General features: G+C 48.2%; 11 protein-coding genes. 7 read left to right on the top strand and 4 right to left on the bottom strand.

Features of this window, described 5'->3' with window-relative positions; translation table 11 throughout:
• Positions 1-258 precede the first annotated feature (258 nt).
• Positions 259-1,497, top strand: a complete 1,239-nt coding sequence (locus MYB54_RS17775; RefSeq protein ID WP_039274980.1) for an Nramp family divalent metal transporter — start codon at positions 259-261, stop codon at positions 1,495-1,497.
• A 66-nt stretch (positions 1,498-1,563) separates the two neighbouring features.
• Here MYB54_RS17775 and MYB54_RS17770 read toward each other — a convergent pair whose 3' ends face one another.
• From MYB54_RS17770 to MYB54_RS17760, 3 genes are all read right to left on the bottom strand, one after another.
• Positions 1,564-1,767 (bottom strand): 2-hydroxymuconate tautomerase family protein, encoded by a 204-nt coding sequence (locus MYB54_RS17770; protein WP_010282462.1) that lies wholly within the window; start codon positions 1,765-1,767, stop codon positions 1,564-1,566.
• 19 nt (positions 1,768-1,786) lie between these two features.
• Complete coding sequence (locus MYB54_RS17765) at positions 1,787-2,947, bottom strand: MFS transporter (protein ID WP_248721143.1); 1,161 nt, start codon at positions 2,945-2,947, stop codon at positions 1,787-1,789.
• Between the two features lie 203 nt (positions 2,948-3,150).
• Positions 3,151-4,248: a glycerol dehydrogenase gene (locus MYB54_RS17760; protein ID WP_039502304.1), complete on the bottom strand. Its 1,098-nt coding sequence runs from the start codon at positions 4,246-4,248 to the stop codon at positions 3,151-3,153.
• A gap of 400 nt (positions 4,249-4,648) precedes the next feature.
• Between MYB54_RS17760 and nudK the strand changes: the two genes are divergently transcribed.
• The 6 genes from nudK to MYB54_RS17730 all read left to right on the top strand — a co-directional run bounded on the left by nudK (position 4,649) and on the right by MYB54_RS17730 (position 11,492).
• The gene (gene nudK, locus MYB54_RS17755; RefSeq protein WP_014914249.1) at positions 4,649-5,230 is read left to right on the top strand and encodes a GDP-mannose pyrophosphatase NudK; all 582 of its coding nucleotides are present in this window, start codon (positions 4,649-4,651) and stop codon (positions 5,228-5,230) included.
• Positions 5,231-5,612: 382 nt separating this feature from the next.
• Positions 5,613-6,878, top strand: a complete 1,266-nt coding sequence (locus MYB54_RS17750) for an ABC transporter substrate-binding protein (protein WP_014914250.1) — start codon at positions 5,613-5,615, stop codon at positions 6,876-6,878.
• Positions 6,879-6,941: 63 nt separating this feature from the next.
• On the top strand, positions 6,942-7,823 hold the full coding sequence (locus MYB54_RS17745; RefSeq protein WP_039274971.1) for a carbohydrate ABC transporter permease: 882 nt from the start codon (positions 6,942-6,944) through the stop codon (positions 7,821-7,823).
• Between the two features lies 1 nt (position 7,824).
• Positions 7,825-8,637, top strand: coding sequence for a carbohydrate ABC transporter permease (locus tag MYB54_RS17740; protein WP_014914251.1), 813 nt, complete (start codon positions 7,825-7,827; stop codon positions 8,635-8,637).
• Positions 8,638-8,673: 36 nt separating this feature from the next.
• On the top strand, positions 8,674-9,759 hold the full coding sequence (locus tag MYB54_RS17735) for an ABC transporter ATP-binding protein (RefSeq protein WP_040032735.1): 1,086 nt from the start codon (positions 8,674-8,676) through the stop codon (positions 9,757-9,759).
• A 209-nt stretch (positions 9,760-9,968) separates the two neighbouring features.
• Positions 9,969-11,492 carry a glycosyl hydrolase 53 family protein gene (locus tag MYB54_RS17730; RefSeq protein ID WP_248721142.1) on the top strand — a complete coding sequence of 508 codons (1,524 nt, stop codon included), beginning with the start codon at positions 9,969-9,971 and terminating at the stop codon, positions 11,490-11,492.
• Between the two features lie 70 nt (positions 11,493-11,562).
• On the opposite strand, the gene MYB54_RS17725 is transcribed toward MYB54_RS17730, so the two are convergent.
• Positions 11,563-12,600: a LacI family DNA-binding transcriptional regulator gene (locus tag MYB54_RS17725; protein WP_248721141.1), complete on the bottom strand. Its 1,038-nt coding sequence runs from the start codon at positions 12,598-12,600 to the stop codon at positions 11,563-11,565.
• Positions 12,601-12,745: the final 145 nt, after the last annotated feature.

Genomic DNA, 12,745 nt, shown 5'->3' with positions numbered 1-12,745 from the left:
TTCTGTCTGCTTTTACGCACCATCGGCTTTTTACGTACCATAGTGACAGCGTATCTTCATTCCAAACCCCGTGCCCTGCATGGGGTTTTTTGTTTATATTTTGTTAAGATTTGTTTGATAAAAAAGATGTTTTTTAGGTTTTGAATGACTCATCATCATTAACTATCAAAAGAATTGGTATTACCACTCTAAATGCACTTGATAATCATTATCGTTTTTGTGAGAGTAATAAAACACCAGTGTTAGAAGGGTCATACTATGCCGGGTAGCCGTGTTATTGAATCAACAAGCCGCACATCGAGGAAGGTCAAACTGTCTTTGATGGGCCCGGCGTTTATCGCGGCGATTGGTTATATCGATCCGGGTAACTTTGCCACTAATATCCAGTCTGGCGCGGCCTATGGCTATACGCTGCTGTGGGTGGTGGTGTGGGCGAACCTGATGGCGATGCTGATCCAACTGCTGTCCGCCAAATTGGGGATCGCAACGGGTAAGAATCTGGCGGAACATATCCGCGATCGCTTTCCGCGTCCGGCCGTTTGGGCGTATTGGGTGCAAGCCGAAATTATTGCGATGGCGACCGATCTGGCCGAATTTATCGGTGCGGCGATTGGTTTCAAACTGCTCTTGGGCGTGTCGCTGCTGGAAGGCGCGATCCTCACCGCCATTGCAACCTTCCTGATTTTAATGCTGCAACAGCGCGGGCAGAAGCCGCTGGAGATGGTCATCGGCGGCCTGCTGCTGTTTGTTGCCGCGGCGTATATTGTCGAGTTGGTCTTCTCTCAGCCTGAGCTGTCCGCGTTAGCCAAAGGGATGGCGATTCCTAGTCTGCCAACCTCCGATGCCGTGCTGCTGGCCGCAGGCGTGTTGGGGGCGACCATTATGCCGCATGTGATTTATCTGCATTCTTCCCTGACACAGCATGAAGGTAGCCATACCCGTGCCGAGCGTTATTCGGCGACGAAAGTCGATGTCGCAATTGCGATGACCATCGCTGGATTCGTCAACCTGGCCATGATGGCGACGGCAGCGGCGGCGTTCCATTTCAGTGGTAATCAGGATATTGCCGATCTGGATAAAGCCTACCTCACGCTGGAGCCGCTGCTGGGTAAAGCCGCCGCGGTCATTTTCGGTCTGAGCCTGGTGGCTGCTGGCCTGTCCTCTACCGTCGTTGGCACGCTGGCGGGCCAAGTGGTGATGCAGGGATTCGTGCGTTTCCATATCCCACTTTGGGTGCGCCGCACCGTGACGATGCTGCCGTCGTTTATCGTGATTCTGTCCGGTATGGATCCGACGCGGGTGCTGGTGCTGAGTCAGGTGGTGCTGAGCTTCGGGATTGCGCTGGCGCTGGTTCCCTTGCTGTCCTTCACCGGCAACCGTGAACTGATGGGGTCGATGGTTAACGGCAAATGGGTTCAGCGCATCGGGCAACTTATTGTCGTACTGGTAGTTTCTCTCAATATGTATCTGCTGATTGATACGATGTTGGGGATATAAAGCGGGTGCCACCGATTGTTACGTCAGAATAGCGTGGCACCTTTCCACTCTTTATCACCAGCTTTCTTACTTGCTGGCCTTCCTCAACTCCGTCACCGGCACGCCGCCGATTCCCCAGTTGTCCGTTTCGACCTCATCAATTACCACCACGGTGGTTTTGGGGTTTTTGTTTAGCACATCGACCAGCAGTTGGGTCACGCCTTCAATCAATTGACGCTTTTGTTCAGCGGTGACGCCTTCATTGGTGATTTTGATGTTGACGTATGGCATGGATTCTCCGGGATGATGGTTATGGCTGACGGTAGGGAAAACAGAGCCCTGCCGCGATAAAAAGTGCTGCTGCGCTACACAGGATCGCTGGCGCGACAGCGTGGGTATTCGTCAGGGCGCTGGTGAGCAGTGGGCCAAGAATCTGGCCGATGCCGTAAGTGAGCGTCACCAGCCCAAGCAGGTTGATGCCGTGCGGTGCGCGTAGCCGCTTGGCTAAGGGCATCACCAGCGAGGTCGTTCCCATAAAAGTAGCACCAAAGCCGATACAGCTGAATATCAATGCCACGGGGGAGTGGCTGAACAGCGTCAACAGGACGCAGCTTCCCTGAATGAGCAGGTTTGCTGTCAGGCAGGATAACGTTCCCCAGCGGCTGGCAGCCCATAGCCAGAAAAAACAGCCAGGAATCACCGCCAGCCCAACCAGCGACCATAAATGCAGGGACAAACGCGGCATGTCCAGTGCGGTCACCATCAACGGCAGATAGGTAGCGATGATGATGTACCCGAAGCCCGCGAGGCCGTACAGCAGTGCAAGCCGTCGCCAGCCAAGTAGAGGCGGTTCATCAGCATTGACCATCGGTTGACGTGCGACGGTGGATTGATGCGGTGAAAGGATAAGTAGGGCGAACATAAGTAGTACGGCGATCAAAGCCGCACCCCACCACAATGGCTCGGCGGTGAGGGCGTAATGCCGTCCGATGACGATGTATTCATTGCCCAACACGATCCCCACGCCAACCCCGGCATAGAGCGAGGCGATAACGAGAGGATTCCTTGTGTGGTGCAAAATAGTCAAAGAACCGAAGATCATCATCGCTGCGCTGGCGATCCCAGCGAGGAAGCGAACGATCATGACCAGCGTCGTATCGGTGGTCAGAGCCATCGCGAAGAGCAAAACGCCGGTTGCGGCCGCTGCGGCAAACAGCAGGAACATGGGTTGAGCGGTTGAAGCGCGGCGGCTAAAAGAGAAAAACAGGCTACCGAACAGATAGCCGGCGTAGTTCGCGCTGGCAATATAGGACAGTTGACCGAAGGTGAAGCGACCTTCCTCCAGCATCACAGGCAGCATCGGCGTATACAAAAAGCGCCCTAGTCCCATTCCTAACGCCAGCACGATCGTCCCGAAAAGGGCAAGAACCAGCGTATCCGATTGGGCGATATAGCGAGGACGTTCCGTCATTCGATGGCTCAGGGGTGAGAGAGTATGTCGTTATCCTGCCCGTTTTCTCGTCAAATGAAAGTGAATAGTAATGAGCAGGTTGGTGACGCAGAAAGAACGTTCTTTGGCAGGAAAACGACGGAGAGATACGTGCAACGGATATATCAAGCCCGACTCCGCTGGAGCGATCTCGCGGGAGTCGGGCTTTTTTACCGCGGCTGCGGTTAAGCGATGGTTTTACTGAACGCATCGACGGCAACAATCGCGTGGGCGACGTCTTCGGCCGTTAGCCTGCTGTCCAGATTTTTCAACGTATCGGCGTCACTGCACGCCAGTTCACCCACTTTGATCAGATTCTCAAACGGCTCATTTTCCAGATGCAGATCTTTTAACAAGGTCGGCATGTTGATGGCGCGGTAGAAGCGGATGTAGTGGGCGATTTCCTCATCAGGCCGCTGCTCCAGCACCATATGCGTTAACGTGCCGTAGGCAACTTTTTCTCCGTGTGTGAGGTGGTGGATATCGCCTTTGATCGCGGTAAATCCGTTGTGGATGGCGTGCGCGCCAGCCAGCCCGCCGTTCTCAAAGCCCAGACCGGAAAGCAGCGTGTTGGCTTCAACCACGGATTCTACCGCCGGTGTGACCACGCCTTTTTCCACGGCTTTATAGGCGCTGTAGCCATAGGTTAGCAGCGTTGTTTCGCAGGTTTCGGCAATTGCCATGCCCGCCAGCGTGGGTTTACCGCCCACCATGGAGAGGGCGTGAGAGCGCTGAACGGCCTGTGCTTCGACAAACGTGGCCAGGCCATCGGCAATGCCGGAGGCGAACAGACGCGCGGGTGCCTGCGCACACACGGCGGTATCGACCAGCACCAGATCGGGGTTCTTATTGTAAAAGCGGTAGGATTCAAACACGCCGTCATCGGTATAGATGACGGACAGCGCGCTGCACGGTGCATCCGTTGAGGCCACGGTTGGGACGATAGCGACGTTGTGTTTTAGCTCATCGGCGACGGCTTTTGCCGTATCCAGCGTTTTGCCGCCACCTAATCCAACGACGATATTCGTCCCTGCGTCACGCGCCAGCTTGGCAAGACGGGTGATTTCGTTGCTGGAAGCCTCACCGTTAAAACGCTCGTAATGGTGTCCGATGCTCGCCTGTTTGAGTGAGGCATCGACGCGCTGGCCGATGATGTCCCACACCGTGCTGTCCGCCATCAGAAACGCTTTCGCACCCAGCGGCTTGAGCTGTTCGCCCAGTAGATCCAGCACGCCGCGACCCTGAACATATTTTCCAGGTGAAGAGAAAATGAAATGACTCATGTTATCTACCTCGATGATGTTATTGGAGAAGTGATGCGGTATTGAATCCGCGTAAATCATGGAAGGCGGTTGCGATAAGCGCGTTATGACGAACTGACGGTGGTTATAGGGCGACGAAAACGCAGCGACTTCCCGGAACGTGAGTTACTGAAGATTCAGTATAGACAATGCACACAGGCTGGCTGAAAAGTACGGCCGGGTTGCCGAGGATTTCGTGTTATGTAAATCATGTGGTTAGCGTTTATTGAACGAGATGTTTCCGTTTGGCTTACGTTGCACAGCCCGTTTATGCTGGGGCTAAAAGGGGATATGATGAATTTGCACCGTTATAATGAAAACGATTGTAACGAAGCGTTATCACCAAAAAATCCCTTCAGTCATCGAGCATCGAGGTGTTTGCATGTCGTCTCCCATTGATATCGTCGAAAAGAAGCTGCTATCCGATAATTGGTATATTCTGAATAAATATACATTTGATTTAAAAAGAAATAATGGCGGCGTCGTTCGCCAGGTTCGTGAGGTTTATGACCGTGGTGATGGCGCGACGATTCTGCTGTACAACCGGGCGAAAGGCACGGTGATTCTGACACGACAATTCCGTATTCCTACCTACGTCAACGGCAACGAAAGCGGCATGCTGCTGGAAACCTGCGCGGGTTTGCTGGACGACCATTCGCCCGAAGAATGTATCCGTAACGAGGCCATCGAAGAAACCGGCTATGCGATCGGCAACGTGGAAAAGCTGTTCTATGCCTACATGTCGCCGGGCAGCGTGACGGAGCGTGTGTACTTTTTCGCTGCTGAATACGATGAGTCGCAGAGGGATAATCTGGGCGGTGGTGTGGAAGATGAAGATATCGAGGTGCTGGAACTGCCGTTCAGCGAAGTCGTCGCGATGATGAACGATGGCCGAATTAAAGACGGCAAGACCATCATGCTGCTACAGCACGCGATCATCCGCGGCTGGTTTGCCAAGGCATAGGCATATTTTGCGGCACACGGGTATCCCCATGTGCCGCTTGATTTTCTGTGGTAACGCTTTCATTTTTGCGTAATTCCACGGTGAAGGGGGGATTATGGTTAATATGAGCTGATTAACCTTTTTACACTGTTATTTTTTGTTTTATTTTCAATGGTATGTGGTGGTTTTTGTTTTTGTTTTCATCATTTTTATGGGCTGGTATGGGCTTTATAGGAGGAAATTTTTCCTAAATTTTTTGTATTTAGATCGAATATTTAGTCATTTTTCTCCCTGTTGTGTGACCCGTATCACCGGATGAAAGAATGTAAGCGGTGTAACTCGTTGCTTCATTATGCAGTAACTCATATTCTCTCTTTACAAAAAGTAAAGAAGGACTGCTCTGATGAAGATCAAGAATAAAGTATCTACCCTATTTGCAGTTTCATTCCTCACGCTGGGCTTATCGAGTCATAGCCTGGCTGCTGAAGTCACCGTGTGGGCCTGGGATCCTAACTTCAATGTCGCGGCAATGCATGAGGCATCGTCGATATATAAAAAAGCCGATCCAAGTTTTAGTCTGAAAGTGATCGACTCAGGTAAAGAAGATATTGAGCAGAAATTAAATACCATGTTGGCTTCAGGGGTTAAAAACTCGCTTCCTGATATTGTGCTTATTGAAGATTATAATGCTCAGAAATATCTTCAGGCTTATCCTGACTCGTTTATCCCATTACAGGATGCTATCGATTATAGCCAGTTTGCACCTTATAAAACGAAAGTGATGACGGTAGGGGATAAGGTATACGGTGTTCCTTTTGATTCCGGCGTGGCGGGAATGTTCTATCGACTCGATTATCTGGAGGCTGCCGGATATAAAGAGAGTGATATGGTGAATATTACCTGGGATAAATATATTGAAATCGGTAAGCAGGTAAAAGCGAAAACCGGTGTTGATATGCTGACCTACGATATGAATGATGTGGTTCTCCCTCATATTATGATGCAGTCCGGTGGAGAATGGTTCTTCGATAATCAAGGGCAACTCAACCTCACCAAAAACAATGCACTGAAAGAAACGTTAAAAACGATTAAAGCGATTAATGACGCGAAAATTGCACGTCCTATCTCAGGCTGGTCGAGCTTCGTCGGGAGTTTTAATGCCGGAAAATCGGCGAGTGTGGTTTCTGGTGTATGGGTGATTGGCTCCATTAAAAGTGCTGAAGATCAGAAAGGAAAATGGCGTGTTGCGCCGATCCCACGGCTGAACCTCGACAAAGCGGTACATGCTTCCAATCAGGGGGGATCGAGCTGGTATGTCTTAAAAGGTGGCAAAAATACTAAACAGGCGATTGAATTTTTGCAGAAAACCTTTGCGGCAGATAGCAATATGTATCAAACCCTTTTGGTTGATCGCGGTGCGCTCGCCACCTTCCTTCCCGCCACTTCCGGCCCTGCTTACGCGGTACACGATCCGTTCTTTGGCGGGCAACCCGTGTTTGCTGATTTCTCTAAATGGGTGACTGAAATTCCACAGGTTTCCTATGGAATGTATACCCAGGAAGTGGATAACGCCATTGCTGCTGAAATACCTGCATTACTGAAAGGCGATTCTGTTGATGACGTTTTAAAACGCGCCGAAGCGACATTAAAAAATCAGATTATGCAGTAGCGAGTGTGAGCTTGAGGGCGGCAAGCCCTCAAGTATTTCTCTCCAGAAATCGATGGTGTGATAATGATGTATAAACCTAAAATGAATAGGCTTTATAACATCAACGGCTGGGCTTTTGTCGCTACCGCTGTTGGGTTAATTGCCTTAATGACGATATACCCTATTTTCAAATCACTTTGGCTTTCTTTTCAGTCTGGCCGTGGTGTGGTGACACAATTTGTTGGCCTGGGAAATATCATTCGTTTATTCAGTGATCCTATGTTCAAAACGGCACTTTGGAATACCTTAACGTTTCTGGTAATCCAAGTTCCCATTATGATTCTATTATCACTGGCTATTTCTTCTTGTTTGAACTCGTCTCAGCTTAAATATCGTCAATGGTTTAGAATAGCGATTTTTTTACCCTGTGTAACCTCACTGGTGGCCTACTCCATTCTTTTCAAGAGTATGTTTGAACTGGATGGCGTGATTAATTCATTCTTGCTGTTTATTCATGTTATTGACGATCCGATTCCGTGGTTATCCGATCCTTTCTGGGCGAAAGTGACCATCATTATTGCCATTACATGGCGTTGGACGGGATATAACATGATATTTTATCTTTCAGCTATGCAGAATATTGATAAATCGATTTATGAGGCCGCCCGAGTCGATGGTGTCAGCCCAATTAAGCAGTTTTTCTTCATCACCATACCTTTATTGAAACCGGTTATTCTTTTTACCAGTGTGACATCAACCATTGGCACATTACAGCTGTTTGATGAAGTCATGAATATCACGAATGGTGGCCCAGCAAATGCGACGCTGACGTTATCGCTTTATATTTATAATCTGTCATTCAAATTTGTACCGAACTTTGGCTATGCGGCAACGGTTTCATACGTGATTGTTGTTTTTTCAGCAATACTTGCGCTGATTCAGTTTAAAGCAGCACGGAAGGGATAATATGAGAAAAAGTAAAATTAACAGCATACTGATGCATATTTTTCTCGTGCTGATGAGCATTTTCTCGCTTTTCCCATTCTATTGGATGGTGGTATCGAGCACGAATAGCACCAGCCAAATCAACATGGGGAAATTCACGTTTGGCGATCAATTACTGGTCAACTTTACCAATCTGACGAGTCAGGTGGATCTGGCATTAGTGTTTTGGAATACCTCAAAGATTGCGTTGATTAGCACGGTATCGACGCTGGTGGTGTGCTCTATCGCGGGTTATGCCTTTGAGATTTATTCCAGCAAGAATCGTGAACGTGTCTATGTGGCGCTATTAACGACGATGATGATCCCGTTTGCGGCATTAATGATCCCGCTTTTCACCATGTTTGGTAAGGCTGGCTTACTGGATACGCATTTTGCCGTTGTCATGCCGACGGTGGCCGGAGCCTTTATTATTTTCTACTTTAGGCAATGTACGAAAACGTTTCCGAGAGAGTTGATCGATGCTGCGCGCGTGGAAAGCGTCGCGGAGTGGAAAATTTTTCTGTATGTCTACGTACCGATTATGCGAGCCAGCTATTCCGCTGCATTTATCATTGTTTTTATGACGTCATGGAATGCCTTTCTCTGGCCGCTTATTGTCCTCCAGTCTAATGAATTAAAGACGATTAATCTGGTGTTATCCAGCTTTGCTTCTGCCTATTCTCCAGACTTCGGGCTTATTATGGTGGGAACAGTCATCTCTACTCTTCCTAGCTTACTTATCTTCTTCGCCATGCAAAAGCAATTTATCGCCAGCATGACGGGCGCAGTGAAGTAATACGCGCGCAATGGCAAATTAAGTTTGAGGTTCAACATGGCTGATATTTTATTAAAAAATATAGTGAAGCGTTACGATAAGACTGAAACCATCCATCGTATTAATCTTGAGATTAATTCAGGCGAATTTGTGGTCTTCGTCGGCCCGTCGGGGTGTGGTAAATCGACGTTGCTGAGAATGATCGCAGGATTGGAAGATATCACGGATGGCGAAATTCATATTGATAACCGTTTAGTTAACCATTTCGATCCCGCAGAGCGGGGGATTGCGATGGTGTTCCAGTCTTACGCGCTGTACCCGCATATGACGGTGGCTGAAAATATGGGGTTTGGGTTGAGAATGAACGGGCACCCCAAAGCTGAAGTCGAAAAAATGGTGCGCAAGGCCGCGATGACGCTCCAGCTAGAAGCACTGTTAGACCGCACACCGAAACAGTTGTCTGGCGGTCAGCGTCAGCGTGTTGCGATTGGGCGTGCCATTGTGCGCGATCCTAAAGTGTTCTTATTCGATGAGCCCTTATCGAACCTCGATGCCGAATTACGCGTGGAAATGCGTTTACAGATTGCCCGGCTTCATCAGGAAATGCGTAACACCATGGTTTATGTGACGCACGATCAAGTCGAAGCGATGACGCTGGCGGATAAAATTGTGGTGTTAAACAAGGGATATATTGAGCAGGTTGGGACACCGATGGCGCTCTACCATAAGCCAGAAAATCTTTTTGTCGCTGGTTTTATCGGTTCGCCGAATATGAATTTTCTACCTGGCGAAGTGCTACAGGTTGAAGGGAGCAACGTGAGTATCTTGATCAATAAACTCAATACACTTTCCGTTAATCTTGCTAACCACGGGTTGTGCGCCGATCAGAAAATTACCGTGGGTATTCGCCCTGAACACCTGAGTATTGACCCGAACGGTGGGGACGTCAGCTTGTCGATCACGAGTGAGGTCACGGAAAGGTTGGGCAATGCGACCTATATTTTTGGTGCGTATTCTGGCGTTAATAATTTCAAGGTTCATTTGTCGGGTGATAATAGTATTGTGCCTTACTCAACGATTCCGCTGACGTGCCGTAGTGAACATCTGCACTTTTTTGATGAAAATGGAAAACGGATTAATTAAAAATAAAATGTCTGTCATGACGAGGATAACGCCATAGAAAACGTCATGTTAAATAAGTGAAAAAATTAGAAAATAGCTAAGCAGCCATTAATGGCTGCTTGGTTTATTCTGTGAAATTTATTTTTACCAGTATCCCCTCTATTTTTAATCTGTACCTGGGTATTTATGTAATAAATACCCTTTAAGCGTGTTACCTCAAGGAGAAATGAATGAAAAAGAATAATTATTCAGGAATCATCTCTATATTGTTAATGCTGTTTATAGGGTTCATGTCAGCCAATCTGGCGAAAGCAGCGCAGCCGTTTGCTTATGGCGCGGATATTGGCTGGGTAAAACAATTAGAAGATCGAGGGGTAAGCTGGCGTGATGATGCAGGAACGCCGCGCGATGTATTACAGATATTGCGCGATCACGGCATAAACGCTGTGCGGCTGCGTATTTTCGTTAATCCCGACCCCAGCGCGCTATGGCATAAAGATAATACGACCTGGACGATGCTTGGCTATACGGATAAAACCCGCGTGGTGGATGCCGCGCAGCGCGCCAAAGTGATGGGAATGCGCGTCATGGTGGATTTCCACTACAGTGATGTTTTCGCGGATCCGGGTCATCAAATAAAGCCAGCGGCGTGGGCGAACTACAATCTGAGTCAATTAACGACGGCCGTTTATAATCACACTCATGAAGTGATGACTGCGTTGGTATCCGCTGGCGTGACGCCGGAATGGGTGCAGGTCGGCAACGAAATGAACCCGGGAATTTTACTCCCGGAAGGCAGTACCAGCCGGTTTGCCAATCTAACGCAGCTACTGAATGCGGGCTATGATGCGGTTAAAGCGGTCAGCCCTTCCTCTAAGGTGATCAGCCATCTGGCGCATGGGAATAATAATTCAAACTCTCGCTGGTTTTTTGACAATTTCCTCACCACGCACGGTGGGAAAACCGATGTGATTGGCTTTTCGTTCTATCCCTACTGGGAAGGGAAAAACTATTGGGAGCTCACTGGTGCTCTGGCGAGCAATCTCAATGATATGGCGAGCCGATATGGTAAGGAAGTCATGGTCGTTGAAGTCGGCGGTTTGGAAACCAACCCGACAGACAGTTACTGGACGATTAGGGATACGATTAATCTTGTTAAAGCGGTGCCGGGAAATAAAGGAATTGGGGTTTTTTATTGGGAACCTGCGGGTAATGCAAAGGTGTTACCGGACGGCTACGCGTTAGGCGCGACGACGCAAGTTTCAACCAATGTATTGCAATTTACCCGAGCGCTGGACGCGTTTGCCGAATCACAAATCAATTTCATCAACGGAACCCGTTATAAGATCGCTAATCGACATAGTGGTAAATCGCTTAATGTTGTGAGCGGTTCGCGTGAAGACGGCGCATGGGTTGAACAATACAGTGACGGCAACTGGGACAGCCAGCGTTTTTATTTTAATGCGATTGGCAATGGTTATTTCAATCTGGTGAATGTGAATAGCGGAAAGTACATTGATGTTAATTTCAGTGCCAATGAGGATGGTGCGCAAATTCTCCAAATGTATAACACCGGCCATTTTAGCCAGCAATGGCTGATTTTAGATGCTGGCGATGGCTATTATAAAATCATGAATAGGAACAGTGGGAAGCTTTTGGATGTTAACAGCCGTTCAACAGAGAACGGTGCATCCGGTATTCAATGGCATGATAATGGGGGATGGAATCAGCTGTGGAAAATAACCGCTAATTGACGTTCTCTGGCCGCGTAGCTTGCTTACGTGGCCGCTTTATTGGTAAGGATAGGAAAGATAAGTGCACGTATTATAAAAGGGCATCGTTGAGTGTGAAGCTTTCGCGCCAAACCATCTCATAACCAATCTGTACGTGTTTTTTATAATAGCGTCCTGCCACCAATTCTAAAAACAGATCGACGGCGGCTTCGCCCATTTCAGTGGGGTAAAGTCGCATTGTGGTCAAACTGGGATTGAGATGTTGTGCTGTGGGGATGTCATTCATCCCAATCACTTTTATTTGCTTAGGAATGGCAATACCTTTCTCTTGAATCGCCCGGTACACGCCAATAGCGATAATGTCTGTCGCCGCGAACACGACATCAGGCCACTCTTTTTGTTGCAGCAACTCATTCATCGCCTGATAGCCGGACTCAATACAGAATAACTGACTGACCTTGCATCGCGACTCGTCGTAGATATTGTGTTTTTGCGTTATCTCCTGAAATACATGCAACCGGCTTTCATTGTTCCCTATAAATGCGGGGCGCTGAGCGCCGCTATTCACAATGTAATGTAATACTTCGCGTGCGGCCGCTTCCCGATCAAAAAGCACGGCGTCACATTGTTTATCGAGAGGGGCCGAGTCGATAAAAATCAGGTTTTTATTTAATGAATAAATTAAGGCGATGTCGCTATCGCTAAAGTGACCTACGCAAATGATCGCCTGCGCCTGAGCTAAAGTCTGGCTATTGGATGATAAATTGGTGGTGAATAGATTGCGTAACGAAATATTAAAATGGTGGCAGCGGTTTTCAATGCCAATACGCATTGCGGTGAAATAAGGGTCGTTAAGTTCTTCTGAGGGCGTAAGAAAGTGGACGACGGCGAGATTTAATACGTTTTCATTATCCATTTTGAAATGAGAGCGGACAACAAGCGAGTTCTCTAACCTTTTTTTCTGCTGCTTACGTTGTGTAGGCGATAAATAGGCCAACTCATGGGCGATTTTCTTGATGAGTTGGCGCTTTTCTTTGGTTATGGACAGGCTGGGATCGTTATTAAGTACGCGAGAAACGGTCGAGGCTGCCACCCCAGCTTTTTGAGCGATATCTGTAATCGTTGCCACAAAAAATTTTCCATAATTTGCTTATGAAAATGATAGTAGCCAATGCCTTATTGATTGAACATGCCCAGTACCCAAAAATGCGATGAAACTTTCAGTAATCGCCGTGTCACCCGCATGGGGTGTTCCTTGTCCAAATGGACTATCA

Source organism: Pectobacterium nicotianae, from assembly GCF_023272715.1.
Classification (GTDB): domain Bacteria; phylum Pseudomonadota; class Gammaproteobacteria; order Enterobacterales; family Enterobacteriaceae; genus Pectobacterium; species Pectobacterium brasiliense.
The sequence above is the reverse complement of the archived record's forward strand: the minus strand, read 5'-3'. Positions and strand labels throughout refer to the sequence as shown.

Excerpts from the sequence above, each read along its gene's own strand:
- MYB54_RS17775 (WP_039274980.1), top strand. The coding sequence starts at position 259 with ATGCCGGGTAGCCGTGTTATTGAATCAACAAGCCGCACATCGAGGAAG.
- MYB54_RS17770 (WP_010282462.1), bottom strand. The coding sequence starts at position 1,767 with ATGCCATACGTCAACATCAAAATCACCAATGAAGGCGTCACCGCTGAA.
- MYB54_RS17765 (WP_248721143.1), bottom strand. The coding sequence starts at position 2,947 with ATGACGGAACGTCCTCGCTATATCGCCCAATCGGATACGCTGGTTCTT.
- MYB54_RS17760 (WP_039502304.1), bottom strand. The coding sequence starts at position 4,248 with ATGAGTCATTTCATTTTCTCTTCACCTGGAAAATATGTTCAGGGTCGC.
- nudK (WP_014914249.1), top strand. The coding sequence starts at position 4,649 with ATGTCGTCTCCCATTGATATCGTCGAAAAGAAGCTGCTATCCGATAAT.
- MYB54_RS17750 (WP_014914250.1), top strand. The coding sequence starts at position 5,613 with ATGAAGATCAAGAATAAAGTATCTACCCTATTTGCAGTTTCATTCCTC.
- MYB54_RS17745 (WP_039274971.1), top strand. The coding sequence starts at position 6,942 with ATGATGTATAAACCTAAAATGAATAGGCTTTATAACATCAACGGCTGG.
- MYB54_RS17740 (WP_014914251.1), top strand. The coding sequence starts at position 7,825 with ATGAGAAAAAGTAAAATTAACAGCATACTGATGCATATTTTTCTCGTG.
- MYB54_RS17735 (WP_040032735.1), top strand. The coding sequence starts at position 8,674 with ATGGCTGATATTTTATTAAAAAATATAGTGAAGCGTTACGATAAGACT.
- MYB54_RS17730 (WP_248721142.1), top strand. The coding sequence starts at position 9,969 with ATGAAAAAGAATAATTATTCAGGAATCATCTCTATATTGTTAATGCTG.